Source organism: Mycobacterium sp. DBP42 (assembly GCF_005924235.1).
Lineage (GTDB): Bacteria > Actinomycetota > Actinomycetes > Mycobacteriales > Mycobacteriaceae > Mycobacterium > Mycobacterium syngnathidarum.
This window is the reverse complement of record NZ_VCMY01000005.1, coordinates 1-25,300: the sequence shown is the minus strand read 5'-3', so window position 1 is coordinate 25,300 and position 25,300 is coordinate 1. Positions and strand designations below refer to the sequence as shown.

The following is a 25,300-nucleotide window of genomic DNA, read 5'->3' as shown; positions in this document are numbered from 1 at the left end:
AGACGTAAATGTCCCCGCACGCCCGGCGTGTCGGGGACATTTACGTCTGCTCGCCAGATAACGCTACTCGGGAAGCGGTGCGGCCCAATGCAGCACGGTGCCTCCGCCGGGGCGGTCGGTGATGGTGAACCGACCCCCCGCGTCCAACGCGCGAGCCCGTAGGTTACCCAAGCCGCTCTCGGTGACCTCGGCAGCGATCCCGCAACCGTTGTCGGACACCTCGACCGACAAGTCGTCGGCAACGTCGACGAGAACGCTGAGTTCAGTTGCGCCCGAATGCCGTACTGCATTGCTGATCGCCTCCCGCAGCACCGCCTCGGCATGATCGGCCAAGGTCGCGTCGACCACCGACAACGGGCCGACGAACCGCGTGCTGGTGTGGATCGGCGCGTCGGCGAACTGAGCGATCACCTCATCGAGCCGCTGCCGCAGCCGCGTCGTACCCGCCTGTGCACCGTGCAGGTCGAAGATCGCCGTCCGAATCTCCTGGATCACCGCCTGCAGGTCATCGACGGTGGCGGAAAGCCGTTGCTGGACCTCCGGTGACTGCGTGCGCGGGATCGTGCCCTGCAGCGACAGGCCCACCGCGAACAGCCGCTGGATCACGTGATCGTGCAGATCGCGGGCGATGCGGTCGCGGTCGGCCAGGATCTCCAGCTCCCGCACACTGCGCTGTGAGCTGGCCAGCTGCCAGGCCAGCGCGGCCTGATCGGTAAAGGCCGCGGCCATGTCGAGCTGCTCGGCGGTGAAAGCACGGGCACCATCCGCGCGTACCGCCACCAGGACGCCGGCGACGGTGTCGACGGTGCGCAGCGGCAAAACCAGCGCCGGCCCACCCGAACCGTCCAGCTCGAGGCGGTCCAGCCGGTGCGGTGTGCCATCGCGGAACGCGACGCTCACCGCATCCTCGGTGGCCGTCCGGCCCACCGGAATCGAGTCGATCGTGGTCGGGCTGCCCGCGGTGGCGGCCACAACCAACGCATCAGCCCCACCGGCGGGGACCTCGCTGCCCGGCACGGCGACCACGATGCGGTCGGCGCCGGTCAGTTTGAGCGCCTCGTCAGCCACCATCCGGAACACCGTGGCCGGATCGGTGCCGCCGAGCAATTCGGTACCGATGTCGCGGGTGGCCGCGATCCAAGCCTGACGATCGCGGGACAGCTGATAGAGCCGGGCATTCTCCACCGCCACCCCCGCGGCCGCGGCCAGGGCCTCCACCAGCACCTCGTCGTCCTCGCTGAACGGCTGCCCATTGGTCTTGTCGGTGAGGTAGAGGTTCCCGAACACCTCGCCCCGGATGCGCACGGGCACACCGAGAAAGGTCCGCATGGGCGGATGGTTGGGCGGGAACCCGACCGAAGCGGGATGTTGGTGGATGTCGTCGAGACGGATAGGTTTCGGATCGTCGATCAGGACGCCGAGCACGCCCCGGCCTTCGGGCAGATGTCCGATCACAGCCCGGGTTGCGTCATCGATGCCCTGGTATACGAACTCGGTCAGCTCATGGTCGTCGCCGCGGACACCCAGCGCGCCGTAACGGGCGTCGACGAGTTCGATCGCGGTGCGCACGATGGTGCTCAGCGTGACCTCGAGATCCAGGCCCGAAGTGACGGCGAGCATGGCCTCGACCAGTCCGTCGATTCGGTCGCGACCGGTGATGATCTCCTCGACCCGGTCCTGGACCTCGGTGAGCAGTTCCCGCAACCGCAGCTGCGACAGAGTGTCGCGCAACGGCGGAGTCCGCTGTTCGTCGTCGGGCCGCGCACCGTGACCAGTCACGTCCACCATGCTGGCACTACCGGATGCAGCGCACCAAGCTCGTCGTCACCGCGCATCCGGTTCGGGTCCGAATCGGAACCGACGGCCGGTGACCCGGACCGGTGACACCCGCACGTAGTGAGTCTTCGACATCGCCGTCCAGGGCAGCAACTGTGCCCGGCCGGCGTGTTCCAGTTCCTCATCGTCGCGCAGGGTCCGTGCGATGCCTCGCACGATCACGCTCCAGCCCTCGGCCGCATTGTGATCGTCGGCTTCGAACAACACCTGGTTGTTGATGGCTGCGCTGATGAGCTTCGTCCCGGCCGCGGTCCGAAACAGGATGGTGCGGTTCTGCACCACGAAGTTGACCGGGAAGATGTGCGCCTCGTCATCCACCGCGGTGACGAGGCGGCCCAGCGACATGCCACCCAGCAAATCCCAGCACTCACGCTCCGAGAGAAGCTCGACCGGCTCACTGCGCGTTGACATTCCGATTCCCATAATGACGACGCTATTGCCGCGCAGGTGATCGCACCATGGGCGAAAGTCTTGCCCATCAGGGACCAAAGACCCTGGCATCACTGATGATTACGGCTGATTGCGACGGTCGAGATTGGAGGCGAACACCGCGGCCTGCGTGCGGCGTTCCATGCCCAGCTTGGCCAGCAATCGCGACACATAGTTCTTCACCGTCTTCTCGGCGAGGAACATCCGGGCCGCGATCTGCCGGTTGGTCAGCCCCTCCCCCAACAGGTCCAGCAGCACCCGCTCCTGCTGGGTCAGCCCGGCCAGCGGATCGGACCGCTCGGCGTCGCCGCGCAGTTTGGCCATCAGTGCGGTGGCGGCACGGTTGTCCAACAGCGACTTCCCGGCCCCGACATCCTTGATCGCCTGGGCCAGTTCCATGCCCTTGATGTCCTTGACCACATATCCGCTGGCACCGGCCAGGATGGCGTCCAGCATGGCTTCGTCAGAGGTGAACGACGTCAGCATCAGGCAACGCAGATCGGGCATGCGCGACAACAGTTCCCGGCACAGCTCGATGCCGTTGCCGTCGGGCAACCGGACATCGAGCACCGCGACGTCAGGCACGAGGGCCGGTACCCGGGCCAGCGCCTGGGCCACCGAGTCTGCCTCGCCGACGACGTCCAGCTCCGGGTCGGCGCTGAGCAGATCGATCAGCCCGCGCCGAACCACCTCATGGTCGTCGACCAGAAAAACTCTGATCATCCTCCGAGTCTCACAACCGATGGCGCCGATCGCAAGTGAGCACCGCGCAACCCGTGCCCGCCAGCACCGTCTGCAACCCGGCCGCATCGGGATGATCTGCCCCCAACACCAACACCTGGGACGAATCCGGATGTGCCGTCAGGTATTCCGCCACGCCGTCGTAGCCGTCGATGCTCTGCACGTCGAGGTTCGGGCAGCGCTTCAGCGCGCGGGCCAGGCGCCGCTCGAGCTGCGCCGCGGACAACCGGTCACGCTCGGCGACGGCGGTCGCGTCATACATCTCGCGGTGCCGGGTTCCCCAGGTGGTCAGCACCCGCAGCGGCGCCCCCCGCCGGACAGCCTCGTCGATCGCGGTGTGCAGTGCATCGTTGCTGGCGGTGCGGCCGTCGGCTTCGACAACGACGGCCGCACCGGCGCCGGTAGCTGTGACGGCAGGGTCGAGCAGGGTGTCGGTCATGGTCATCTCCTTTTTCGAAGGTCAGGATTCGAAGGTCAAGAAGGTGTCGACGGCGCGCCGCGGGGTGGGCGGCGGAGCATCGGTGATCGTCGGGGCGATACCGATGCGGACCAGGAGTTGCGGGCAGGCATCACGGTCGATCAGGCTGCCGATGATGTCGCGGCTGGCGTGCAGTTCGGTCAGGTGGCTCACCGGGCAGGTGCTCAGGCCAGAGAGTGTGCACTCCAGCAGCAGCGCCGAAAGGGCCTCACCTGCGTCGAGTGCGTCCGCGCGGCTGTAGCCGTCGGTGGACAGCACCACCAGCGTGGCCGAATCCTCGCGAACCGCCGGCCGGCGGTAATCATGCGCGGTCACCGGGAACGTGCGTGCCACCGGTACCCGCTCATTCTCGGCGGCCGACACCAGGGCGCTCTGCGGGATACCGTCTTCGGTCGCGAACGGCGTTGTCCACCAAGCTAGCTCGGCGTGGTAAGCCGTGTCGTAGAGCCGCAGTGACTCGGTCAGCGCAGCGGCCTCGGCCACGATTGAGCGCATGTCGTCGGTGAGCACATCCAGATGTACCGGGCCGTCGTCCAACCGCGCCCGCAGCAGGCCCTCGAAGGCATCCCAATCCGCATACCGGGTCATCGGCAGGCGATCGGTACGCCGCGCCAGAATTGCGTCCGCGCGCCGGCGGTGGGCGTCCGTGACGAAGTCCATCGGTGAGAACTGAAGCGTCGCCAGATGATCCAAGTCGTTGGGGTTGGGGAAGCGGTCGACGGCGGTGGCCCAGCCGGCCGCGGCCATCGCGACGCGCAGGTGGTCCAGCAGCACACCGCAGCTGATGACCGCTTCACGTGAGGACCGGTCGGTCGCGGTCACCACCCGGTGGGGGTCCAGATGCAGGTGCACACAGCCGCGTTCAGCCACCAGCCGCCACGGTTGGGTGTTGTGCAGAGAGGGCGCGCGCGATGCCAGCTGCACCGCGCGGGTGAGGGTCGCTGTATCGAACATCGTGTCGGGCATGCTTCAAGCCTCGTCGTGCTCGAGCCCGTCGGTTAGGGTCTTTGGTCCTCAACCTGCCGCGATGTGCGTCTCATGCCGCTCTCACGGCCCGTTGTTCGGCCCGCCCGAATTCGCCCCCGGGATGTCGGTGATCGGGAAGTTCGGCATCGGCGCGGGCGACGGTGTGGCAGGCAGCGAGGGGATCTGCTCCGGTGGGATGTCCTTGAGCGCCTCGGCCGGGGGTACCGGCGGGCCGTTCTCCCGACTGCCGTAACTGGTGCCCGGCTCGCGCTCGCCGAGCATGTGGCTCACGGTGACCAGGTGGTAGCCGTTGGCCTTGAGCACCGGGATGAACTGGTACACCAGATCCACGGTCGACGAGTAGGTGTCATGAAAAAGTACGACAGCACCCGGTCTGATCTGCGTCATCAGCATGTAGCGCGTCGCGGCGGTGTTGGCGTCGTTGGCCCAGTCGAACGGGATGACGTCCCAGTTGATGTCGGCCAGTCCCTGCTTGCGGGCCTCGGCCAGCACCTGATCGTTGATCAGCCCGCCGGCGGTGCGCACCAGCTTCGGCCGCTGGCCCGTCGCGGCCTCGATGGCGTCACTGGCCTTGCTGAACTGCGCCGGGATCTCCTCGGGTGGGATGGTCGTCATGTTGGGGTGTTCCCAGGTGTGGCTGCCCAGTTCCATGCCTGCCTCGACCACCCGTTTGGCACCCTCGGGATTGGCGGCGACCTTGTTGCCGATCTCGAAGAACGTGGCCTTGGCGTCGTTGTCCTTGAGGATCTGCAGGAGCCGGTCGGTGTACGGGCCGGGCCCGTCGTCGAAGGTCAGGGCGATGCACTTTTCCTTCGAGCAATCCACGTCATCGGGGCCGTCGCGATAGATGTGGCCGGTCAGCGCCCCCACCACCACGACCACGACCGCGGCGGTCACGCCGACCAACGTCCATCGCCACGCCTGGTTGTTCGGGAGCCACGCCACCCCGGCAGCCTACCGGCCGGCGATTTGTGGAGTCTCAGCCGTGGTTGGCACGGCTGAGACTCCACAAGTCACTCAGGGCAGGGCGCCGGGGCTGATCTCCTCCAGCATCTCGGTGACCAGCGCGGCGATCGGCGAGCGCTCGCTGCGCTGCAGCGTGATGTGGGCGAACAAGGGGTGGCCTTTGAGCTTCTCGATCACCGCCGCGACGCCGTCGTGGCGGCCCACCCGCAAATTGTCGCGCTGGGCCACGTCGTGGGTCAGCACCACCCGTGAGCCCGCACCGAGCCGCGACAACACGGTCAGCAGCACGTTGCGTTCCAGTGACTGTGCTTCGTCGACGATCACGAACGAGTCGTGCAATGACCGACCCCGAATGTGGGTCAGCGGAAGCACTTCCAGCATTCCGCGGGACAGCACCTCCTCCAGTACCGCCGGGCTGGCCAACCCTTCGAGGGTGTCGAACACGGCCTGGGCCCACGGACCCATCTTCTCGCTCTCACTGCCCGGCAGGTAGCCGAGATCCTGTCCACCGACCGCGTACAGCGGGCGGAACACCACGACCTTGCGCTGAGTTCGGCGCTCCAGCACCGCTTCCAGGCCGGCGCACAGCGCCAGCGCGGATTTGCCGGTCCCGGCCTTGCCGCCGAGCGACACGATGCCGACGGATTCGTCGAGCAGTAGGTCGAGGGCGACGCGTTGTTCGGCTGACCTTCCCCGGAGGCCGAACACTTCGCGATCACCGCGCACCAACTGCACCCGCTTCTCGGCATTGACCCGCCCGAGCGCCGACGAACTACCGCCCAGCAACCGAATTCCGGTGTGACAGGGCAGATCCCGAGCTTCGGCCAGATCAACCTCGCCGTCGGCGAACAGCTTGTCGATATCTTCTGCCGCCACGTCGAACTCGGTCATGCCCGTCCAACCGGACACCACGACATCCTGCGCGTGATACTCGTCGGCGGCCAGGCCCACCGCGCCGGCTTTGACGCGCAGCGGGATGTCCTTGCTCACCAGCGTGACGTGCTTACCCTCTGCGGCGAGGTTGGCCGCACACGCGAGGATCCGGGTGTCGTTGGTCTCGGTGCGGAACCCTGTGGGCAACACCGACTGGTCGATGTGATTCAACTCGACCTGCAACGTACCGCCTTCTGCGCCAACAGGAATCGGCTGATCCAGCCGACCGTGCTCAAGACGCAGATCGTCGAACATCCGTAGCGCCTGGCGGGCGAACCAGCCGAGCTCGTGGTGATGCCGTTTGGCCTCCAGCTCGCTGATCACGACCAGCGGGACCACCACTTCATGCTCGGCGAACCGGGAGCATGCCCATGGATCGGACAGCAACACGGATGTGTCGAGCACATAGGTACGGACAGGAGTATCAGTCACGTGGCGCTCCTAGAACCCGCGCGGCCCCACACGAGTTGCTCGGTGGACACTGCGGCACCAGGACCGGAGCCGGTCCTTTCGTCGAAAACCCGATCGGTACCGTCCGGACAGCAGAGCATGTCGCTAGCCATCGGATCCGACGCTACTCCCGCGGTCGCAGGGTTGCTGGATGGCACGCCGCGTGAATGACGCCCGGCGCGTTACGTGTTGATGAACTCCTGGAGCTGGGGTTCGTCAGCCAGCCCCCAGGCGGTGATCCGGTCGGAGATGACCTGCGCCAATGCGGCCTTGTCGAAGATGCTTGCCTCGGCCACCAGGGCGACCTTGTCCTGGTAGGCGTCGATGTCGGCGCCGATCACGTCAAGTTCGCGAGCCCTGGCCGCGATGGCGGCCACGGTCTCGTCACGATGGGTGCCCAGCAGGTGCGACACCAGGTTGGCGAAGAACAGCTCGTGGCGCTCCTCGTCGGTGACGATGCGGTCCACCATCGAGCCCAGCACCGGCTCGGTGATCTGTGCCCGCAGGTTGCGCGTGTACACCGCGTGCGCCCGCTCGAAGAACGCCATGAACACCAGCGTCTCGATCTGGCTGTAGCTGTCGGCGCGGTAACCCTTCATCACGTGCTCGACGCGGACGTCCTCGTTGGCCGTCGGGTCGATCTCACGGGTGACGACGAGGTAGTTGCGCAACGCGACGGCGTGCAGGTGTTCCTCGGCGGTCCAGCGGCCCAGGAAGCGGCCCCACTTGTCCTCGAGGATGAAGTGCTCGACGAGCTCGCGGTGATAGCCGGACAGGTTGTCCTTGGTGATCAGCAGGATCTCCAAGGCGTCGGTGATGGTCTTGGGCAGGGTTACCTGCGAGGGATCCCAGTCCCGGCCACCGAGGAAGGCGAAGTTCTCGCCCTGGTCGAACGGCACGTAATCGTGCGCATACCAGAGAACCTCGGTATCCAGGTGGCGACGCAGCTCGGCATCGACGACGGGCTCGAGCTCCAAGGTCAGCGCGTTAGCGACAGGTTTCTGTGCCATGAGGTAACTGTAACCCGGGTTTACATGTTTCTAAAAGTCGGGCCGCCGTGTGTCACGGCGGCCCGACTCAGAGACTTTCAGAGGGTGAGTCCGGGGTACAGCGGGTTGGCGTCGAGCAACTCAGCCGAGGCCGCGTGTACGCGCTCGGCCGTGCCGTCGGCCAGCTTGTACTTGGCTTTAGAGGAAGACCCTGCCGGGCCCTCCGCCGGAGTTGTGTTGGACAGCACTTCGACGATGAGCTCGGCCACGCGGTCGAAGTCGTCGGCGCCGAATCCGCGGCTCGTCAGCGCCGGGGTGCCCAGCCGGATGCCGCTGGTGTACCAGGCACCGTTGGGATCGGCCGGGATGGCGTTGCGGTTGGTGACGACGCCCGCGTCCAACAGTGCGGACTCGGCCTGACGGCCGGTCAGCCCGAAGGAGCGCACGTCGAGCAGCACCAAGTGGTTGTCGGTGCCGCCGGTGACCAGACCCGCATCGCGCTTGACGAAGCCGTCCGCCAGCGCCTGCGCGTTGTCGGCGACCTGCTGGGCGTAGGACTGGAACGCGGGCTGACGGGCCTCGGCCAGGGCGACCGCCTTGGCCGCCATCACGTGGCTCAGCGGCCCGCCGAGCACCATCGGGCAACCCTTGTCCACGGCCGGCGCGAATTCCTCGGTGGCCAGCACCATGCCGCCACGCGGACCGCGCAGCGACTTGTGTGTGGTGGTCGTGGTGACGTGTGCGAACGGCACCGGGTTCTCGTCACCGGTGAACACCTTGCCCGCGACCAGGCCGGCGAAGTGCGCCATGTCGACCATCAGGGTGGCGCCGACCTCGTCGGCGATCTCGCGCATCTTGGCGAAGTTGACCCGGCGCGGGTAGGCGGAGTAGCCGGCGACCAGCACCAACGGCTTGAACTCGCGGGCAGCCGCGGCCACCGCGTCATAGTCCAAAAAGCCCGTCTCGGGGTTGGTGCCGTAGCTGTGCTGGTGGAACATCTTGCCCGAGATGTTGGGCCGGAAGCCGTGGGTCAGGTGCCCGCCGGCATCCAGGGACATGCCGAGCAGACGCTGGTTGCCCAGCTTGTTGCGCAGGGTCTCCCAATCCGCTTCGGACAGGTCGTTGACGTGCTTGGCGCCGAGCTCGGCCAGGCCGGGGGCCTCCACCTTGGTGGCCAGGATGGCCCAGTAGGCAACGAGATTGGCGTCGATGCCCGAGTGCGGCTGGACGTAGGCGTAGGGGGCGTCGAACAGTTCGCGGGCGTGCTCGGCGGCCAGCGCCTCGACAGTGTCGACGTTCTGGCAGCCTGCGTAGAAACGGTGCCCGACGGTGCCTTCGGCGTACTTGTCGGAGAACCAGGTGCCCATGGTGAGCAGCACGGCCGGGGAGGCGTAGTTCTCGCTGGCGATCAGCTTGAGCGAATCACGTTGATCGGCAAGCTCTTTGCGGGTGGCTGCCGCGACCCGGGGCTCCACGGATTCGATGACCTGCAATGCGGCCTGATAGGCGGCGCTTGAGGTCTCGGCGTAATCAGCGCCGGAAGCCGCGGGCAAAGTGGATGACGAGTCTGCTGCCATGGCTTTTAGCCTAGTCGGGCCGGTTGGGGCCGCTGATCGGGCCCGGCCCTGGACAGCGTCGCAGGCGACCTGGGTCGACGGGATCAGCGCTGATCAGTCGGCGGTGTGGTTCCAAGCGCCGCCGGCCTTGCCGTTGGCATAGCCGCCCCCGGGCCACCCCTTGCTCCAGTCATGGCCGGCCCAGGCACCACCCGGCCACCCTTCACTCCAGTCATGGCCCGCCCACGCCCCACCGGGCCACGGGCTGACGAGGCTTGGCGGGTCGAGCTCTTCGCCATTCAAAATGACGACGGGATCGGCACTGGCCATCGCCGCGAGTCCGATGAGTCCGGCCAGCCCCAGGGAGCCCGCCGCAACGACCACACCGGCCATCACCTTTGCTCGGTTTGATTTCGTCCCCGCTGTAGCCATGTCGGCTCCTCGCTGCCACCCGGTTCCATCAGCCGTGACGTTCAGCAAATACTCTACGCTCCAGCAAAGGCGTTGAACAAGCATTTCGAGTAGCGCCGACCCTGAATCCTCAGCACCGATCAAGGTCAGTAGTTGCGCTGTCAACTGCCATATCCAGGGAGGCCCGGGAAGAAGTCGACGCCCGGGACACGCACTCAGCCAGCAGCAACGAATGCCAAGTGCAGCCGTCAGCAAACCACTGAGCGGGGTGGAACCCCACCCGCCGGCCATGCGTTCGATCTTGCCGTTGAATTCAGGCCAGAGAGTTTGCCTTCAGCCGCAAGCGTGGCTATGCCCGCAGCGTCGAAGGGATCAGCGGCTCATCGAGCAGCCGGCCGAACCGCTGGATCAGCGTCACGCCCTCGGGCCGGTCGTCCAACCACGCCCGCAGCAACCGGTAACCCTCGATGTAGGTGCTGGTGTAGGCCCGCCACAACGGCGAAGACAGGAACCGTAGCGTCTGGCGGGCCCGATCATCGCTGACCAGCAGCCAGCGTTTGAGGAACTCCACGACCTCGTCGACGTCGCGATGCTCATCGTGCAGCATCAGCGCCGCGTCCTGGCGCACGTCGGCCAACCCGGCCATCGCCTCGGAAATCGCTTCGGCGCGCTCCCCGTCGAACCGCAACCCCAGATCGGCGTAGATACCGGCGGCCCACGTGCCCCAGCCGGGCCCGATGATGGCATGCAACGCCAGGTCGGCCAGGCCCTCGGCCATCAGGCATTGCGGGGTGTTGACGAGGAAGATCGTCTGTTCCAGTTCGCCGTCGCGGGCCACCAGGCCGGCTTCTTTCCGGCAGTGCTCGGTGTGATGGCCCGGGTAGGACTCGTGGGCCACCAGCCGGGGCAGATTGGCCATCTGTTGCTTGAGATCGGCGTTGACCGCGACCGTGGACTTGTAGTCGCCCAGGTAGTAGTTGAACCCCGACCACGGTTTGTCGGTGACCACCTCATAGCTGATGGTCTCGGTCTCCGGCAGCGGATACTCCGCGCGCACCCTGTCCCGAAGAGCCGACGAGAACGCGTGGATGCACTCCTCCAGGCGGGCCGGCGGGATCTCGTCTCCGCTGCGGTGCGCCTGGATTCGGTCGGCCAGCGGGCCGGTGCCGCCGAGCGCCTCGTCGAGCTTGGCATGCGCCTGGCGATACTTCTCCGGGTCGCCCTTGCTGATCCGCACGTCGAAATAGGCCTGCACCTCGTCGACGAAGCCGACCTGCTCACCGGCGAACTTGCGGCCCGCACAGTTGAGCGCGCGCAGATGCGCGGCGATGTATTCGGCGCGGTCGGGGTCGAGATCGTCGGGAATCTGGGCGAGCAACCGGTCGGCCTGCCGGGCCAGCTCGGCCGGATCGGGGGCGGGCTCGTTCTCGACGGCGCGGCGCAGTTGCGGGTCGCCGGTGAAAGAGTCGACGTAGCCGTCCTCGACGCGGTCGAAGCGCAGCCCGAGGAGCAGGTACTCGCGGACGAAGGCGTCGGAACCGGTCCCGGAGTCGGCCCGTATGTCCATCCCGTCAGTCATGCCCACAACCGTAAGTGCAAGACTGACCGAATGCCGCGGCCCAGCGAGCCGAGCCCCTATGTGGAGTTCGACCGAAGTCAATGGCGTGCACTGCGCATGTCGACACCGCTGAAACTCACCGAGGACGAACTACTGCGCCTGCGGGGTATGGGCGAGAAGCTCGACATCCTCGAGGTCGAAGAGGTCTACCTGCCGCTGGCCCGGTTGATCCACCTGCAGGTTGCCGCACGGCAGCGGCTGTTCGCCGCGACGGCCGAGTTCCTCGGTGAGCCGCAGCAGAATCCGGACCGGCCGGTGCCGTTCGTCATCGGCGTCGCGGGCAGCGTCGCGGTCGGGAAGTCGACCACCGCCCGTGTGCTGCAGGCCCTGTTGGCGCGCTGGGGTCATCACCCCCGGGTCGATCTGGTGACCACCGACGGATTCCTCTACCCCAACAAGGAGCTTCACCGCCGGAACCTCATGCATCGCAAGGGGTTCCCGGAGAGCTACGACCGCCGGGGGTTGATGCGGTTCGTCACCGCGGTGAAATCCGGTGCCGACGAAGTCTGCGCGCCGGTGTATTCACACTTGCTCTACGACATCGTGCCGGGTGAGCAGCAGGTGGTGCGGCACCCGGACATCCTGATCCTGGAAGGGCTCAACGTCCTGCAGACCGGGCCGGCGCTGATGGTCTCGGACCTGTTCGACTTCTCGGTCTACGTCGACGCGCGCATCGAGGACATCGAGCAGTGGTACATCTCGCGCTTCCTGACGATGCGCTCGACGGCGTTCGCCGATCCGGCCTCACACTTCCACCACTACTCGACGCTGACCGATGAGCAGGCCGTGTTCGCCGCGCGTGACATCTGGCATTCGATCAACCGGCCCAACCTGATCGAGAACATTCTGCCGACCCGGCCGCGGGCCACCCTGGTGCTCCGCAAGGACGCCGACCATTCGATCAACCGGCTGCGTCTGCGCAAGCTGTAGCCGCTCAGGCGCGTTCCCAGCCACTCCACTCGTTGCCGGTGAACTGCTGCCCAGCGGCGATCTCGAAATGGTGCAGGAACACCTGCAGCGCCGGCTGCATGCGTTGATGCAGGTCGGTCATCGCAGTGACCAGTTCGGCAGTCATCGGATCCTCCCCCTCGGGTTTCTTCGGGGGGATCAGACCCAGGTGCAGCGCCATCTCCAGCTGGTAGAAGGCGAAGTCGCCATATGGCCGCTTCGGATCGCAGCCGGGCACCTCATCGTCGAAATACGGATCGGACAATTCCCAGCTCATGTTGGCCAGCAGGGTGCGGTGCTGATCGGTGAAGACGAATGGACCCGACTCCGGCACGGTCTCGACGAAGAACGAATATTCATGGTCGGCCGGCGGCCGCTGGTAGGGATATTCGCCTGCGGCACAGGCTCCGAACCTGGCGGCGACGCGCAGCAGATCGATGTCGCGAGCTTCGGTAGCCCAGTCCGGCGGGAAACACGGTGCGCCTACTTCGGTCCCGTCCCAGCCGACCCGCACGGCCCGAAGTCGCTCGGTGTGCTCTGGTGCCCAGCGCAATTCCACTCGACGATTATCGGCCACACACGGCCGAGTGCCCAGAACCCTTGGGGTTCTGGGCACCATGCCAACGATCAGGCTGCGATGCGCTTGACCCCGACGTACTGCAGTTCGGCCATCGCCAGGGTGTAGATGCCGGCCCCGATGACGACCACCACTCCCGCGGTGGTCAGCGCCATGGTGAAGACGGCGACCAGGGCGATCACCGTGCAGGCCGCGTTGGCGATCACGGTGCCGATGCCCGCGGGACGCACCCGCTCGATGCCGGCCAGGGCGAACACCGCGATGCCGTAGACGACCGAGAAGATGCCGACGCCGTACTCGACGGATTTCGGCAGCCCCGTGAGATCGGCGAAATACCCGGCGGCGGCCAGCAGTGCGATCCCGCTGATGCCGACGAGGACTGCGTCGAGCCGCATGGCCAGGCGCAACAGCGCATCGGTGCTCTTCCTGGTGCCTGCGGTGGCGGTGATGGCGGTCATGATTCTCCTTCTCTGGCGATGGTGATTACCTGTCGTGCGTTCACTTCGAGCGATGGAGCACGGTGCGGGGATACAGCCGCAACCTCTTCCGGCGGCACCCCGCACCGGCTCAGAAAGGAGTCACGCCAGACGGCGCACTCCGCGGTATTGCAGCCAGGCCAGTACTGCAGTGGCACTGACGAATCCGAGTACCAACTCGTTTCCGGTCCCGGTCAGCGCCAACCAGCCGGCCCCGATCGCAACGACGGTGACGATCGCGAAGGCCAGGTTGCCGGCGAGGACGCCGATGCCGACGCGCCGTACCCGCGGCACCGCGGCCAGGCCGTACAGCAGGACGCCATAGCCGACCAGGGCGGCGCCGGCAATCCACCCCGCGGTGGCCGACAGCCCCGCGATGCGCGCCAGCTGATCGGCGGCCATGGCCACCAGCAAGCCGACTCCGGCACATACGGTGGCATCGGCACGCAGGGCGAATCGCAGCAGAGAATCCTGGGTGGGCGCTGCGGTTGTGGAGTCGGTGAGTGGTTGGTGCAAGGTGGCGGTCATGTCGGGCTCCTCGGCGATGAGGGTGTCGATCGGTGCAACACCTCCGACATTGCTCATCGGGCGCTGCCAGGTCGACGCCAAACACTGCCAAGCACTGCCACGCCCAGGTCAGCGCGGTGCAGATGTCAGTCGTCGGCAGTGACGAGGGTGCCGCGCAGATCCGCGGCGATCACCCGCGCCGCGGCGTTCTGCCAGTTGTGCAGTGAGCGCTGCGGCACCTCCGTGACGAGCCACTGCCAGGCCTGCCGGGCGACCGGGTCGAGCCCGGCGGCGGTGGCGTTCTGTGCGTAGGCGCGGACCCCGACGACGTAGGGGAAGTACAGCGAGTTGTAGTGGCGCCATTGTTCGGTGGTGCCGAAGTCGCCGCTGTCGCGGGGCTTGAGTGCGGCGATGCGGTCGGCCAGCAGAGCTTTGAGTTCGTTCGCGCGTTCCAGCGGCTGATCGGGCGCCCCGCGCTGAGCCAGCCGGGCATCGATGGCGGGCAGCGCGGTCAGCGGGCTGGCCACCAATTTGGACAGATCCCCGTAGTGGCCGAGGGCGCGGCGCGTGAGCCGGGCGAACGCGTCGTCGTCGATGCCGCCCAACGGATGATCCGATCGCAGCGGCAGTGCGGCCTCGGTCTGGCGCAGGGCCTCACGGTCGGCGCGCAGGTCCGGGGACCTGGAGAAGGCCAGCCGGTCGAAGACGCCGGCCAGCGGATCGGCCAACACCTCCACCGCGACCGCGACCGCGAGGCTGGTGAACAGCAGGATCGTCATGACGGTGTGGCCGGTCCCGGCGTCGAGCACGGCCATGCCGATCAGCGCCTGCGCGGCGAAGGGAACCGCGATCACCAGCGTGCCGATGATCGAGCGGCGCATGTCCGCGCGCAACGCCTGGCCCTCGTCGAAGGCGTCCCAGATCGCGACCGCCACACCGAGCAGTGCCACATCGAATCCGGTGGACGCCAAGGCCAACCAGCTGGGTACCAGCCCGAGCGGGATCACCAGGATCGCGTTGCCCAGCGCGAAGAACAGCGTGGCGACGATGATGAAGCCCACCACCGACCCGGGTTTGGCGCCGCCGAGAACGGCTTTGATCATGGCGCCGAGCGAGGACAGCGATATCACCGCGAACATCACCCAGTGACCGGTCCGCAGCGGGCCGTCGACACTGCCCGCGAGCCCCGCTCCGGCCAAGGCCAGAACCGCGACGGCGAAGATCGCGGCGACCTCCCCGGCGCGAGACCGGAAGGTGTCGGCCGGCCGAGCAAGTTCGACCATGACGGCGAACCAGGCGATGCCCGGAAGCGCCACCAGGTAGATCTCGATGCGGCTGAGCACGTCTGAGCCGGTGACCACCCGGACCGCGTCGAGTGCGACGACGACCGCGAAACTGGTCAGCCCGATCGCCGCGAGGACGAGGACGGGCTTACGCGGGTCGCGGGCCAGCAGGTAGAGACCCAGCCACCAGCTGAGGGTGAAGACCACTGCCGACAGCGCAGCCATGGGTTCAGTTTGGCACTACTTGCCGAATCTGCGGTGCCGGGCGGTGTAATCGCGCAGCGCGCGCAGGAAGTCGACGCGGCGGAAGGCGGGCCAGTACGCCTCGGTGAACCACATCTCCGAATATGCGCTCTGCCACAACAGGAATCCGGACAGGCGTTGCTCACCCGACGTGCGGATGACGAGGTCCGGGTCGGGTTGCCCTGAGGTGTAGAGGTTCTCCGAGATCCCGTCGACGGTGACGGCCTCGACGAGTTGCTCGGCGGTGGCACCGTTGGCCACTTCCTTCGACAACAGCGAGCGCACGGCGTCGACGATTTCCTGGCGGCCGCCGTACGCGACGGCCACGTTGACGTGGAACGAACCGGGCGGATTCGATGCTGTGCTCTCTACGGCCTCGCGCAGCCGCCGGGCCGGCTCCTCCCCCAACAACTCCAGGTCACCGACGGTACGCACGGTCCAGGTGTTGGTCGGCGCGCAGATCTCCTCGACCACGTCGGTGATGATCTCGAGCAGGGCCGACAGCTCGTCGGGATCGCGTTGCAAGTTCTCGGTAGAGAGCAGGTAGACCGTCGTCATCTCGATGCCGGCGGCCTGGCACCAGCGCAGCATCTCGGCGATCTTGGCCGCGCCCATGCGATAGCCGATGCTGACATCGTCGTAACCTGCGTCACGCGCCCAGCGGCGGTTGCCGTCGCACAACACCGCGATATGGCGGGGTAGCTCGGATTTGGACTGCGCCAGCTCGTGACGCAACCGCATCTCGTAGAGCCGATAGGCCGGTTCCTTGAGCCGCGGGGGAATGATGTCCACGAGAGTCCAGACTACTGTGAGCGTCGGGGTACACCATGGTTCTCAATGGAGGTGACATGACTGCGCCGACCGGTAGCACCAAGCCCTATCGTTCAGCGGCCGCGCTCGGCCGGCCCGCGGAGGACTTGCCAGAAGCTGTCGCCGACGGCGTTGCCCAGTTCCTCGGCAAGCCACGGGCACGAGGCTGGATCCACGTGTACTCGGCCGTCGTCGCCTTCATCGCCGGGGCAGCCTTGGTGTCGGTGTCATGGTCGCTGGAATCCACCCGGGCCGGGCTGGCCACCCTGCTGTACACCCTCACCATCGTGGCGATGTTCGCCGTGAGCGGCACCTACCATCGGGTGAATTGGAAATCGGCCGGCGCCCGCAAATGGATGAAGCGCCTCGATCACTCGATGATCTTCGTCTTCATCGCCGGCAGTTACACGCCGTTCGCACTGCTGGCCCTGCCCGAATCCAAAGGCATGGTGCTGTTCTGGATCGTCTGGGGCGGGGCGATCGCGGGCGTGCTGCTCAAGATGTTCTGGCCGTCGGCACCGCGCTGGCTGGGTGTGCCGCTCTACATCCTGCTGGGCTGGGTGGCGGCATGGTTCATCGGGCCGATCATGCACGGGGCCGGGGTGGCCGCGGTGGTGCTGCTGATCGTCGGCGGCGCGCTCTACAGCATCGGTGGTGTGCTGTACGCGCTCAAATGGCCCAACCCGTGGCCGACTACGTTCGGTCATCACGAGTTCTTCCACGCGTGCACGGCGGTCGCGGCGATCTGCCACTACATCGCCATGTGGTTCGCGGTGTTCTGACGCCAAAGGCCCCACATCGCCGAAGCGATGCGGGGCCCAGCGAGCACCTGCTACAGCTGTGTGATGTCGGCCGCGGTCCAGTAGGCCTTCATCGAGGTGATCTTGCCTTCGGCGTCGAAGGTCATGATCTCTATCGGCTCGATGCGCATCGCCCCACCCACGACGATGGCGAACAGGAACGCCGCCTCGTGGCCACCGGGGCGGAACTTGAGCAGCTCGGTTGTGATCTCGGCGCCCGCGGCGGTCAGGTTTTTGTAGAAGCCCTCGATCGCCTGACGTCCGATGTGCACTTCGCCGCTGCCCACCGGATCCTCCAGCGTCGCGTCATCGGCGTACAGCGCTGCGACTTCGGCGGCCGAACCCCCCGCCACGGTGTCGAGGTAGCGCTTGACGAAGGACTCCAGGGCTGCGGCATCGTGGCTCATGGCCGCGAGGCTACACGGCCCCACTTCCGCCGTCCGACGGTTGACCGCCCAGCGAGACAGCGAGGTCCTCGACCGCGGTGACAGGCAGATCGCAGACCGTGCCGCGGCACACATACGCGGCGTCCGAGCCGTCCACCCGATCGCGTCCTCGAAGCAACGGCGGCGAGTCTGCGGTCCCTGGGGCACCGCCGATCACCAGCGCCCCACCGGGCGCCAGCTCGCGCGCGGCCGCCAGCAGCTGCGACGACGGGTGTCCGGCCACCGCAACTTGGATGGGCCCGCGCACCTGAGCTTCGGCCACCGCCAGCCAATGCCCGCCCGAGCGGGCCGCACGGGCCAGGATCGGGGTGGCCGACGACAAAGTTGCCTGCGCCGCATCCACATACCGCTGAGAGCCCGTCAGATATCCGGCGGCCTGCAGGGCCTCGGCGATCAATGAGGCACCCGAGGGCGTCGCGCCGTCGATCGGATCGGCCGGACGCACCATGAGCTGCTCGGCATCGTCAGCGGTGTCGAACCAGCGGCCCGGCTGATCGGGATCGGCAAAATGTTCGAGCGCGACATCCAACAAGCCAACCGCCTCGTCCAGCCCGAACCCGGTGAGCTGGTACAGCGTCAGCAACCCGGTGGCCAGCGCCGCATGATCCTCCAGGATCGCCGCACTTTCCCCCACCCGGCCACCGAGACTGGCTCGCCGCAAGCGGCCGTCCACCATGTGCAGATCGAGCAGCCGGCGCGCACAATCGGCTGCTGCGGAAAGCAATTCGGGGCGATCGAGCGCCACCGAAGCCTCGGCGAGCGCGGTCACGGCCAGCCCGTTCCATGCGGTCACCACCTTGTCGTCGCGGGCCGGTTGGGGACGCGAAGCGCGGGCCGCCATCAGCGCCGCCCGCACCGACTCGAAGCGGGCACCGTCGTCGGGATCGCGGTGCAATTGCAGCACCGACGCACCGTGCTCGAACGTCCCGCCGGCGGTCACCCCGAAAAGCGAAGCCGCCCAAGCCCCGTCGTCGTCGCCCAGAACGGAGCGCAGTTGAGCCGGGGTCCACACGTACGTCAGGCCTTCGTGGCCGGCGGCGTCGGCGTCCAGCGACGAGGTGAACATCCCGCCGGCGCCCAGGTCGGACACGATGAACGCCGCCGTTTCGCCGGCCACCCTGCGGGCCAACGGATCCCCGGTACGACGCGCCAGGTGCGCGTAGGCCCTGAGCAACAATGCGTTGTCGTAGAGCATCTTCTCGAAATGCGGCACCACCCAGTGCGGGTCCACACTGTAGCGGGCGAATCCGCCGGCCAGCTGGTCGTAAATGCCGCCCCGGGCCATCGCCGCACACGTGCGCTGTACCGCCGTCAACGCCGTCACCGACCCGGTGCGTTCGTGGTGACGCAACAGCCCTTCCAACAACGCCGAGGGCGGGAACTTGGGCGCACCGCCAAAACCGCCGTATGTCTCGTCCTCGTCGTGCAGTACGGCGGCCACGGCGTGGTCGCACAGTTCGGGCCCCACCGGCGCCCCGCCGCCGGGCAGTCCGGCCGACATCGACCGCAGTTCGGTGGCGATCTGATCCGAGGCCCGCTCAACCTCGTCGCGCCGGTCCCGCCAGGTTTCGGCTACCGCGTCGAGCAGTTGCAGGAAACCCAGCTTCGGGTAGTACGTCCCGCAGAAGAACGGCCGGCCGTCGGGAGTCAGGAAACAGGTCATGGGCCAGCCGCCCTGCCCGGTCAACGCCACGGTGGCGTTCATGTACACCGCGTCCAGGTCCGGACGTTCCTCGCGATCGACCTTGATGCAGACGAATCCGTCGTTGAGCACGGCTGCGACGTCGGCGTCCTCGAACGACTCGTGCGCCATCACGTGGCACCAGTGACACGCTGCGTAGCCGATGGACAGCAGGATGGGGACGTCCCGTGATGCGGCCTCTGCGAGCGCTTCGGGCGCCCATTCTCGCCAGTGCACCGGATTGTCGGCGTGCTGGCGGAGGTACGGGCTGGTGGACCCGCCGAGCGTGTTACCCGCCACCCGGCTCACGAGACTGACCCTGGTGGTCATCGGGAGTGCTGTTCACCGCGTCGGCGTCACCGTCGGCGGTGCCCTCGTCGGCCGCCTGATCGGGCTCGGGGTGCTCCCGGTCGAAGGACTCGGGCAGCTTGCGCAGGTGCCGGTTCATCGACCAGACCAGCGCGAAGGTTCCGACCAGCAGTGCCACCGTGACGAGCAAACCCAGTGGCGTCGCCTTACCGAACTCCGGCCCGGTGTTGCGTGGCTCGTCGGCGAGCAGTGTGACCACTGCGGTCAAAGTGTCGATCATCTCTCTATCCCGGTGAACAGGTCGTCTTCCGGCAGATTCACCGGCACGCGCGACCGCGCCAACTCGAACTCCTCAGTCGGCCACAACCGCTGCTGCCACTCGATCGGCGCATGGAAGAAATCGCCCTTCGGATCGATCTGTGTCGCATGTGCGCGCAGCGCATCGTCGCGCTGACTGAAGTACTCCGAGCATTCAACACGGGTGGTCACCCGCTTGGCGAATAAGTCGTGATCGGGGTCCCAGTGCTCCAGCCATTTGCCGAAGGGGCCCTGTTGGCCGTTCTTCGCGAATTCGTCCTGCAGCAGCTGCATCCGCTGGCGCAGGAAACCGTGGTTGTAGTACAGCTTCGATACTGCCCACGGCGTTCCCGCCTCCGGGTACAGCCGGTAGTCGGCGGCCGCCTCGTAGGCCGCCACCGACACCTCGTGGCAGCGGATGTGGTCGGGGTGCGGGTAGCCGCCGTTCTCGTCGTAAGTGGTCAGCACGTGCGGCTGGAATTCCCGGATGACCCGGACCAGCCGGCTGACCGGCTCGGCGAGCGGCACCAGCGCGAAACAGCCGTCGGGCAGCGGGGGCAGCGGATCGCCCTCGGGCAGACCCGAGTCGACGAATCCCAGCCAGTGATGCTCGACGCCGAGGATTTCGGCCGCCTTGGCCATCTCGTCGCGGCGCACCTCGTGGATCCGGCCGTGGACCTCGGGGAGATCCATCGCCGGATTGAGAATGTCGCCGCGCTCGCCTCCGGTGAGCGTCACGACCATGACGCGGACACCTTCAGCCGCATAGCGCGCAGTGGTGGCCGCACCCTTGCTGGACTCGTCGTCCGGGTGGGCATGCACCGCCATCAACCGCAGTTCACTCATTTCGCTTTCATCTAACTACGGCGTCCTCTTACCTAATCCCTATACCCAACCCAACAGCTCCCTGCCTGGGCTGCCGTGACATATCTGTCTGGCCCTATAGTTCCAGTTCTGATGATCGAACGCCCCTCCGCCCGCTACGGATCCCGCCAAATGTCCCGCCGCACCCGGCGGTGGATCACGTTTTCGCTGGTGGGCCTGGTGGTGGCGGCGGGGGTGGCCCTCGCGGTCGTGGCCTTCCAGCGGTTGGGCACCGGCGAGGTGAAAGGCGAACTGTCGGCATATGAACTGATCGACAGTCAGACCGTGTCGGTGACGATCGGGGTGACTCGCCCGGATCCGTCGAAGCCCGTGGTGTGCATCGTTCGGGCCCGCTCGATCGACGGCAGCGAAACCGGCCGGCGAGAAATCCTGGTCGCGCCGTCCGATCAGAACGTGGTGCAGGTGACTGCCGAGGTGAAATCCAGCCGACCCCCCGTGATCGGCGATGTCTACGGTTGTGGGACCGATGTTCCGTCGTACCTGGTAGCACCCTGATTCTGAAGCCCGCAACCGGTATCGGCCAGCGATTAAATGAAGATTCGTCGTCCGCTCGGTGGTACGATTGTGCGATACACGGTTCCGCGCTGGGGCCGTGTATTGCTGCATTAGCACGCGGTTAAGTGCTGACGCTCGCGGCAATACACGCGCCGTCCCCGGCGGACCAACGGACTTCGCACGCGAGGAAGGCGCAACAGAGCGCCGCAAGCTAGACAGACAGGAGCGCGAGAACATGACCGACACACAGGTCACCTGGCTCACTCAGGAAGCATTCGACCGGTTGAAGGCGGAGCTGGATCAGCTGATCGCCAACCGGCCGGTGATCGCCGCCGAGATCAACGATCGCCGCGAAGAGGGCGATCTGCGCGAGAACGGTGGCTATCACGCCGCCCGCGAGGAGCAGGGCCAGCAGGAAGCCCGCATCCGCCAGCTGCAGGAACTGCTCAACAACGCCAAGGTCGGTGAGGCACCCAAGCAGTCCGGTGTCGCGCTGCCCGGCTCGGTCGTCAAGGTGTACTACGACGACGACAAGAAGGACACCGAGACGTTCCTGATCGCCACCCGCCAGGAGGGCATCAGCGACGGCAAGCTCGAGGTGTACTCCCCCAACTCACCGCTGGGCAGCGCCCTCATCGACGCCAAGGTCGGCGAGTCCCGCACCTACACCGTGCCCAACGGAAACACCGTGAAGGTCACGCTGGTCAGCGCCGAGCCGTACCACGCCTGACGCGCTGACCAGGGGCTAAGCACTACAGTCGGGGAAATGGCGCAAATCGCCGAAGACCTGTTCTTGCTGTTGCTGGACAATGCGGCGGCACAGCCCGGGCTCGACCGTCATCGCAGGGAGAAGGTACTCAGCGCCGCGGTATTGCTGGATCTGGCCTACGCCTGCCGGATCCGCCCCGCGATGGCGGGCGAACCGATCGAGGCCGGCCGGTTGATCGCGCTGGCCGGCGATTGGCCCGCCGATCCGGTCGGCGACCCCGCATTCGAGCTACTCCAACGCCGCCCGCTTCGGGCCGGCACCGCAGTGGCCAAGCTGGGCAAGCACGTGCAACCCACCTTGGAAACCCACCTCGAACGCCTCGGAGAGATCCGCCGAGTCCGTATGCCCGGCAAAGGCTTTCCAGGCAAGACGGTCTACTGCTGGCCGCTGACCAGCCGCGATCGGGTCAGCCAAGCGCGGGCGGCCCTGCTGGCCACGTTGTTCGACGGCCACAATCCCGCACCGGCCGTCGCGGCGATCATCTGCCTGCTGCACGCGGTTGACGGCCTGGGCGCGGTCCTGAGCCTCAATGACCGCGGCTGGCGCTGGGTGCATGCCCGGTCCACCGAAATCGCCACGGGCATCTGGGTGGACGAGTCCGCATCGGCACTGCCGGATATGAATCTGGCCGTGACGACGTCGGCACTGCGCCCGGCCCTCATGGGCTAGCGTCCCCGGCGTTACTTGCCCAGGGCCTGCTCCAGGTCGGCCAGCAGATCGGCAGCGTGCTCGATGCCCACCGACAGGCGCACCAGGTTGTCGGGCACCTCCAACTGCGAACCCGCGGTCGACGCATGTGTCATGGCCCCCGGGTACTCGATCAACGACTCCACCCCACCGAGCGACTCGGCGAGAATGAAAAGCTCGGTACGCGAGCACAATTCACGGGCCGCGCGGGGGCCACCGCGCAGCCGCAGGCTCACCATGCCGCCGAAGCCGGACATCTGGCGGGCAGCGACATCGTGGTTGGGGTGGCCGGCCAGACCGGGATACAGCACGGTCTCCACCGCGGGGTGCCCGTCGAGGAATTCGGCGATCAGCGCGGCATTCTCGCTGTGCTGACGCATCCGCAACACCAGGGTCTTGAGACCACGCATCGTCAGATACGCGTCGAACGGACCCGGCACCGCGCCGGCGCCGTTCTGCAGAAATGCGAATGCCGCGTCGAGTTCCTCGTCGTTGGTCAGCAGTGCACCGCCCACCACATCCGAGTGCCCGCCGATGTACTTGGTGGTCGAATGCAACACGATGTCGGCGCCCAGCAGCAGCGGCTGCTGCAGCGCCGGGGACGCAAACGTGTTGTCCACCAACACCTTGACGCCCGATGACGACGCGATCTGCACGATCGCGGCGATGTCCGCCACGCTCAGCAGCGGGTTGGTCGGAGTCTCCACCCAGATCATCCGAGTGCGCGGGGTCAGCGCCGACCGCACCGCGTCGAGGTCGCTCAGCGGAACCGGGGTGTGGGTGATGTTCCACTGCGAGAACACCTTGTCGATCAGCCGGAAGGTGCCGCCGTAGGCATCATCGGGGATCACCACATGATCGCCGGGCCGCAACACAGCGCGCAGGGCACAGTCGGTCGCGGCCATGCCCGACGCGAAAGCCCGCCCGTAGGTGGCTTCCTCGACGGCGGCCAGCGCCGCTTCCAGGGCCTGCCGGGTCGGGTTGCCGGTGCGGGCGTACTCGAACCCGCCGCGCAGCCCGCCGACGCCGTCCTGGGCGAAGGTCGAACTGGCGTAGATCGGGGTATTGACGGCTCCGGTGCCCGGATCGGGCCGGTAACCGGCGTGGATGGCTTTTGTGGCCAGACCGTGCCACCTGCGCTGTTCACTCATAACGGGTCGAGCCTATCGGTGCGGGCCCACGTACGGGTTGGGACCGCCCTGCGGGCCCGGATAACCGGGGTGGACGGGCGGTGCGGGTGCTGCGGCGGGCACGGGAACACAGACCGTGGTCATCAACTTGTCGGCGATCGTTTGACGCTTTCCGTCCCACAGCGGCATCAGATACCCGATGTAGAAGAAGCCGTCGACGACATGTGCGAACTGGCGTACCAGCGACAGGCCGAAACCGATTGGCCGCCCGGTCTTCTCGCTGATCACCTTGAATTTCATGACCTGCTTGCCGATGCTCTGCCCGGTCGTGCCCTGGCGGTATCCCCAGTTCCATACCGCGAAGGCAAGCGTCACCCCGAAGAGCGCCAAAAACGCCACCATCACCACCACGACTGCGGCACCGGACGGCTCACCGGTGGTTGAACTTCCCGAGGTGGCAGCAATCATGATGCCCGCGATGATGCCGTAGCCGACGAAGAAGATCACCAACATCGGAATCTGATCGATCACCGAGGCCAGCACCCGGTTCACCCATGGGGTGTAGGCGTGCGGGTTCGGCGGTGGAGGGCCGTAGTTCCACTGCGGAGACGGCCCCGCGGCCGGGTAGGGCGACGGACCGGCCGCCGGGTAACCGTTGGGCCCGGGGCCGTACGGACTGCCCTGCCCGACAGTGGGATAAGGGCTGGGGTGCGGATTCATCCCGGGAGCGCCGGGACCGGCAATGTATCCGGGGCCGGGCGGCGGCTGAAATGTCATTCGCAAATGATGGCACGGACCACAACGCCCGCGGCACAGGCATTTCTGCCTGACGCCGCGGGCGTTGAGTTCGGTTCTGTTACTGCGACAGCGGTGCCACCGGGGCGCCGCTGAGCCGACGCCACGCGTAGACCGTGATCAGCGAGAGCAGCGGGTAGGCCACCAGCAGGCCGACGCCACACAACAGGGCGCCCACGAACGCCAGGGCGACGGTGACCAGCCAGGTCAGCGCGACCGGGCCGAAGTTGCCCTTGGACAGTTCGAAGCTGGTCTTGACGCCGTCGATGCCCGACAGGTTGCGGTCGAGCACGGCAACCGTGGTGAACATCAACATGATCGCTGCGATGATGCCCGGGATGATGCACAGGAGCACCCCGATACCGATGATGATCGACGACACCACCGACGCGATGATGACGTTGCCGACCAGGCGGGGGCGGAAGAACGATCCGATGGTCACCGGGGCACCGTTGGCGATGTCGAGCATGCCGCCGATGTAGGCCGACTGGATCACCGCACTGATCACCACGCCCACGAGAGCGACCAACAACGAGACGAGGATGCCGCCAGCGCCCATCGAGAAGCTGATGCTGTCGGGATCCGAGCTGTCCACCTCGGTGAACGGTGCCTGGATCATCTGGAAGATGAACTGCAGCACAACGTAGATGAGCCCATACGCCAGCGTTGGCACGAGCAGCTCGACCGGATGCTTGGTGAACTTGTTCCAGGCCCAGGAGAAGGCGTCGCCGACGCTGTACGGCGCGGCGCCGAAGCCCTGGCCACCAG

At 66.8% G+C, this 25,300-nt stretch carries 27 protein-coding genes and 1 pseudogene; 5 read left to right on the top strand and 23 right to left on the bottom strand.

Translation table 11 applies throughout. The features are described from left to right. Nucleotides 1–63: 63 nt before the first annotated feature. From E0T84_RS07750 to E0T84_RS07695, 11 genes are all read right to left on the bottom strand, one after another. Nucleotides 64–1,788: a GAF domain-containing protein gene (locus E0T84_RS07750; protein WP_070185480.1), complete on the bottom strand. Its 1,725-nt coding sequence runs from the start codon at nucleotides 1,786–1,788 to the stop codon at nucleotides 64–66. Nucleotides 1,789–1,824: 36 nt separating this feature from the next. After that, on the bottom strand, nucleotides 1,825–2,247 hold the full coding sequence (locus E0T84_RS07745; RefSeq protein ID WP_070944657.1) for a pyridoxamine 5'-phosphate oxidase family protein: 423 nt from the start codon (nucleotides 2,245–2,247) through the stop codon (nucleotides 1,825–1,827). A 99-nt stretch (nucleotides 2,248–2,346) separates the two neighbouring features. Further along, nucleotides 2,347–2,988 (bottom strand): two-component system response regulator DevR, encoded by a 642-nt coding sequence (devR, locus tag E0T84_RS07740; protein ID WP_070944656.1) that lies wholly within the window; start codon nucleotides 2,986–2,988, stop codon nucleotides 2,347–2,349. 10 nt (nucleotides 2,989–2,998) lie between these two features. Continuing rightward, the gene (locus tag E0T84_RS07735; RefSeq protein ID WP_159437515.1) at nucleotides 2,999–3,445 is read right to left on the bottom strand and encodes a universal stress protein; all 447 of its coding nucleotides are present in this window, start codon (nucleotides 3,443–3,445) and stop codon (nucleotides 2,999–3,001) included. A 21-nt stretch (nucleotides 3,446–3,466) separates the two neighbouring features. Then, nucleotides 3,467–4,450 (bottom strand): NAD(P)H nitroreductase, encoded by a 984-nt coding sequence (locus E0T84_RS07730; RefSeq protein ID WP_138744179.1) that lies wholly within the window; start codon nucleotides 4,448–4,450, stop codon nucleotides 3,467–3,469. 81 nt (nucleotides 4,451–4,531) lie between these two features. Continuing rightward, nucleotides 4,532–5,416: a polysaccharide deacetylase family protein gene (locus E0T84_RS07725; RefSeq protein WP_138744178.1), complete on the bottom strand. Its 885-nt coding sequence runs from the start codon at nucleotides 5,414–5,416 to the stop codon at nucleotides 4,532–4,534. Between the two features lie 72 nt (nucleotides 5,417–5,488). Continuing rightward, nucleotides 5,489–6,802: a PhoH family protein gene (locus E0T84_RS07720; RefSeq protein WP_070185475.1), complete on the bottom strand. Its 1,314-nt coding sequence runs from the start codon at nucleotides 6,800–6,802 to the stop codon at nucleotides 5,489–5,491. A gap of 200 nt (nucleotides 6,803–7,002) precedes the next feature. Beyond that, entirely contained in the window at nucleotides 7,003–7,830 is an 828-nt protein-coding gene (locus E0T84_RS07710; RefSeq protein WP_070185474.1) for an acyl-ACP desaturase, read from the bottom strand. Nucleotides 7,831–7,907: 77 nt separating this feature from the next. Next, complete coding sequence (locus E0T84_RS07705; RefSeq protein WP_070944652.1) at nucleotides 7,908–9,386, bottom strand: glycine hydroxymethyltransferase; 1,479 nt, start codon at nucleotides 9,384–9,386, stop codon at nucleotides 7,908–7,910. Between the two features lie 93 nt (nucleotides 9,387–9,479). Beyond that, nucleotides 9,480–9,797 (bottom strand): hypothetical protein, encoded by a 318-nt coding sequence (locus tag E0T84_RS07700; RefSeq protein ID WP_138744177.1) that lies wholly within the window; start codon nucleotides 9,795–9,797, stop codon nucleotides 9,480–9,482. Nucleotides 9,798–10,125: 328 nt separating this feature from the next. Further along, entirely contained in the window at nucleotides 10,126–11,355 is a 1,230-nt protein-coding gene (locus E0T84_RS07695; RefSeq protein ID WP_138744176.1) for a DUF885 domain-containing protein, read from the bottom strand. A 30-nt stretch (nucleotides 11,356–11,385) separates the two neighbouring features. Between E0T84_RS07695 and coaA the strand changes: the two genes are divergently transcribed. Continuing rightward, a complete protein-coding gene (gene coaA, locus E0T84_RS07690) occupies nucleotides 11,386–12,324 on the top strand; it encodes a type I pantothenate kinase (protein ID WP_070944650.1) in 939 nt (312 codons plus the stop codon). A 4-nt stretch (nucleotides 12,325–12,328) separates the two neighbouring features. On the opposite strand, the gene E0T84_RS07685 is transcribed toward coaA, so the two are convergent. From E0T84_RS07685 to E0T84_RS07665, 5 genes are all read right to left on the bottom strand, one after another. Further along, nucleotides 12,329–12,901, bottom strand: a complete 573-nt coding sequence (locus E0T84_RS07685; RefSeq protein WP_138744175.1) for a hypothetical protein — start codon at nucleotides 12,899–12,901, stop codon at nucleotides 12,329–12,331. A gap of 68 nt (nucleotides 12,902–12,969) precedes the next feature. After that, nucleotides 12,970–13,377 (bottom strand): hypothetical protein, encoded by a 408-nt coding sequence (locus tag E0T84_RS07680; protein WP_138744174.1) that lies wholly within the window; start codon nucleotides 13,375–13,377, stop codon nucleotides 12,970–12,972. A gap of 120 nt (nucleotides 13,378–13,497) precedes the next feature. Continuing rightward, the gene (locus E0T84_RS07675; protein ID WP_138744231.1) at nucleotides 13,498–13,923 is read right to left on the bottom strand and encodes a hypothetical protein; all 426 of its coding nucleotides are present in this window, start codon (nucleotides 13,921–13,923) and stop codon (nucleotides 13,498–13,500) included. A 125-nt stretch (nucleotides 13,924–14,048) separates the two neighbouring features. Then, complete coding sequence (locus E0T84_RS07670; RefSeq protein ID WP_070185467.1) at nucleotides 14,049–15,410, bottom strand: hypothetical protein; 1,362 nt, start codon at nucleotides 15,408–15,410, stop codon at nucleotides 14,049–14,051. A gap of 15 nt (nucleotides 15,411–15,425) precedes the next feature. Then, nucleotides 15,426–16,220, bottom strand: a complete 795-nt coding sequence (locus E0T84_RS07665; RefSeq protein ID WP_070185466.1) for a (2Z,6E)-farnesyl diphosphate synthase — start codon at nucleotides 16,218–16,220, stop codon at nucleotides 15,426–15,428. A 56-nt stretch (nucleotides 16,221–16,276) separates the two neighbouring features. On the opposite strand from E0T84_RS07665, the gene E0T84_RS07660 reads away from it, so the two are divergent. Then, nucleotides 16,277–17,020 carry a hemolysin III family protein gene (locus tag E0T84_RS07660; protein ID WP_070185465.1) on the top strand — a complete coding sequence of 248 codons (744 nt, stop codon included), beginning with the start codon at nucleotides 16,277–16,279 and terminating at the stop codon, nucleotides 17,018–17,020. A 50-nt stretch (nucleotides 17,021–17,070) separates the two neighbouring features. Here the strand turns inward: E0T84_RS07660 and E0T84_RS07655 are convergent, their stop codons facing one another. From E0T84_RS07655 to mca, 4 genes are read right to left on the bottom strand one after another with little or no spacing between them, the layout of a single operon-like run. Continuing rightward, the gene (locus tag E0T84_RS07655; protein WP_070944644.1) at nucleotides 17,071–17,445 is read right to left on the bottom strand and encodes a nuclear transport factor 2 family protein; all 375 of its coding nucleotides are present in this window, start codon (nucleotides 17,443–17,445) and stop codon (nucleotides 17,071–17,073) included. A gap of 10 nt (nucleotides 17,446–17,455) precedes the next feature. Then, nucleotides 17,456–19,495 (bottom strand): thioredoxin domain-containing protein, encoded by a 2,040-nt coding sequence (locus E0T84_RS07650; RefSeq protein WP_138744173.1) that lies wholly within the window; start codon nucleotides 19,493–19,495, stop codon nucleotides 17,456–17,458. Beyond that, a complete protein-coding gene (locus E0T84_RS07645) occupies nucleotides 19,455–19,754 on the bottom strand; it encodes a hypothetical protein (protein WP_070185462.1) in 300 nt (99 codons plus the stop codon). The genes E0T84_RS07650 and E0T84_RS07645 overlap by 41 nt, the downstream gene beginning before the upstream one ends. After that, nucleotides 19,751–20,617, bottom strand: coding sequence for a mycothiol conjugate amidase Mca (mca, locus tag E0T84_RS07640; RefSeq protein ID WP_070185461.1), 867 nt, complete (start codon nucleotides 20,615–20,617; stop codon nucleotides 19,751–19,753). Before mca ends, E0T84_RS07645 begins: the two co-directional genes overlap by 4 nt. A 111-nt stretch (nucleotides 20,618–20,728) precedes the next feature. Between mca and E0T84_RS07635 the strand changes: the two genes are divergently transcribed. The 3 genes from E0T84_RS07635 (at nucleotide 20,729) to E0T84_RS07625 (ending at nucleotide 22,589) form a co-directional block, all read left to right on the top strand. Further along, complete coding sequence (locus tag E0T84_RS07635) at nucleotides 20,729–21,151, top strand: DUF4307 domain-containing protein (RefSeq protein ID WP_070185460.1); 423 nt, start codon at nucleotides 20,729–20,731, stop codon at nucleotides 21,149–21,151. A 235-nt stretch (nucleotides 21,152–21,386) separates the two neighbouring features. Then, a complete protein-coding gene (gene greA / locus E0T84_RS07630) occupies nucleotides 21,387–21,881 on the top strand; it encodes a transcription elongation factor GreA (RefSeq protein WP_019346394.1) in 495 nt (164 codons plus the stop codon). 36 nt (nucleotides 21,882–21,917) lie between these two features. Beyond that, nucleotides 21,918–22,589, top strand: coding sequence for a GPP34 family phosphoprotein (locus tag E0T84_RS07625; RefSeq protein WP_138744172.1), 672 nt, complete (start codon nucleotides 21,918–21,920; stop codon nucleotides 22,587–22,589). A gap of 11 nt (nucleotides 22,590–22,600) precedes the next feature. Here E0T84_RS07625 and E0T84_RS07620 read toward each other — a convergent pair whose 3' ends face one another. From E0T84_RS07620 to E0T84_RS07610, 3 genes and pseudogenes are all read right to left on the bottom strand, one after another. Beyond that, nucleotides 22,601–23,758: a cystathionine gamma-synthase gene (locus tag E0T84_RS07620; protein ID WP_070185459.1), complete on the bottom strand. Its 1,158-nt coding sequence runs from the start codon at nucleotides 23,756–23,758 to the stop codon at nucleotides 22,601–22,603. A gap of 12 nt (nucleotides 23,759–23,770) precedes the next feature. Next, nucleotides 23,771–24,514 carry an RDD family protein gene (locus tag E0T84_RS07615; protein WP_249383597.1) on the bottom strand — a complete coding sequence of 248 codons (744 nt, stop codon included), beginning with the start codon at nucleotides 24,512–24,514 and terminating at the stop codon, nucleotides 23,771–23,773. 79 nt (nucleotides 24,515–24,593) lie between these two features. Beyond that, nucleotides 24,594–25,300, bottom strand: a pseudogene (locus tag E0T84_RS07610) (hypothetical protein); the annotation flags it as partial.

Excerpts from the sequence above, each read along its gene's own strand:
- E0T84_RS07635 (WP_070185460.1), top strand. The coding sequence starts at position 20,729 with ATGATCGAACGCCCCTCCGCCCGCTACGGATCCCGCCAAATGTCCCGC.
- mca (WP_070185461.1), bottom strand. The coding sequence starts at position 20,617 with ATGAGTGAACTGCGGTTGATGGCGGTGCATGCCCACCCGGACGACGAG.
- greA (WP_019346394.1), top strand. The coding sequence starts at position 21,387 with ATGACCGACACACAGGTCACCTGGCTCACTCAGGAAGCATTCGACCGG.
- E0T84_RS07645 (WP_070185462.1), bottom strand. The coding sequence starts at position 19,754 with ATGATCGACACTTTGACCGCAGTGGTCACACTGCTCGCCGACGAGCCA.
- E0T84_RS07695 (WP_138744176.1), bottom strand. The coding sequence starts at position 11,355 with ATGACTGACGGGATGGACATACGGGCCGACTCCGGGACCGGTTCCGAC.
- E0T84_RS07680 (WP_138744174.1), bottom strand. The coding sequence starts at position 13,377 with ATGACCGCCATCACCGCCACCGCAGGCACCAGGAAGAGCACCGATGCG.
- devR (WP_070944656.1), bottom strand. The coding sequence starts at position 2,988 with ATGATCAGAGTTTTTCTGGTCGACGACCATGAGGTGGTTCGGCGCGGG.
- E0T84_RS07615 (WP_249383597.1), bottom strand. The coding sequence starts at position 24,514 with ATGACATTTCAGCCGCCGCCCGGCCCCGGATACATTGCCGGTCCCGGC.
- E0T84_RS07730 (WP_138744179.1), bottom strand. The coding sequence starts at position 4,450 with ATGCCCGACACGATGTTCGATACAGCGACCCTCACCCGCGCGGTGCAG.
- coaA (WP_070944650.1), top strand. The coding sequence starts at position 11,386 with ATGCCGCGGCCCAGCGAGCCGAGCCCCTATGTGGAGTTCGACCGAAGT.
- E0T84_RS07710 (WP_070185474.1), bottom strand. The coding sequence starts at position 7,830 with ATGGCACAGAAACCTGTCGCTAACGCGCTGACCTTGGAGCTCGAGCCC.
- E0T84_RS07670 (WP_070185467.1), bottom strand. The coding sequence starts at position 15,410 with ATGGCTGCGCTGTCGGCAGTGGTCTTCACCCTCAGCTGGTGGCTGGGT.
- E0T84_RS07675 (WP_138744231.1), bottom strand. The coding sequence starts at position 13,923 with ATGACCGCCACCTTGCACCAACCACTCACCGACTCCACAACCGCAGCG.
- E0T84_RS07650 (WP_138744173.1), bottom strand. The coding sequence starts at position 19,495 with ATGACCACCAGGGTCAGTCTCGTGAGCCGGGTGGCGGGTAACACGCTC.
- E0T84_RS07660 (WP_070185465.1), top strand. The coding sequence starts at position 16,277 with ATGACTGCGCCGACCGGTAGCACCAAGCCCTATCGTTCAGCGGCCGCG.
- E0T84_RS07655 (WP_070944644.1), bottom strand. The coding sequence starts at position 17,445 with ATGAGCCACGATGCCGCAGCCCTGGAGTCCTTCGTCAAGCGCTACCTC.
- E0T84_RS07750 (WP_070185480.1), bottom strand. The coding sequence starts at position 1,788 with ATGGTGGACGTGACTGGTCACGGTGCGCGGCCCGACGACGAACAGCGG.
- E0T84_RS07625 (WP_138744172.1), top strand. The coding sequence starts at position 21,918 with ATGGCGCAAATCGCCGAAGACCTGTTCTTGCTGTTGCTGGACAATGCG.
- E0T84_RS07620 (WP_070185459.1), bottom strand. The coding sequence starts at position 23,758 with ATGAGTGAACAGCGCAGGTGGCACGGTCTGGCCACAAAAGCCATCCAC.
- E0T84_RS07705 (WP_070944652.1), bottom strand. The coding sequence starts at position 9,386 with ATGGCAGCAGACTCGTCATCCACTTTGCCCGCGGCTTCCGGCGCTGAT.
- E0T84_RS07735 (WP_159437515.1), bottom strand. The coding sequence starts at position 3,445 with ATGACCGACACCCTGCTCGACCCTGCCGTCACAGCTACCGGCGCCGGT.
- E0T84_RS07700 (WP_138744177.1), bottom strand. The coding sequence starts at position 9,797 with ATGGCTACAGCGGGGACGAAATCAAACCGAGCAAAGGTGATGGCCGGT.
- E0T84_RS07745 (WP_070944657.1), bottom strand. The coding sequence starts at position 2,247 with ATGTCAACGCGCAGTGAGCCGGTCGAGCTTCTCTCGGAGCGTGAGTGC.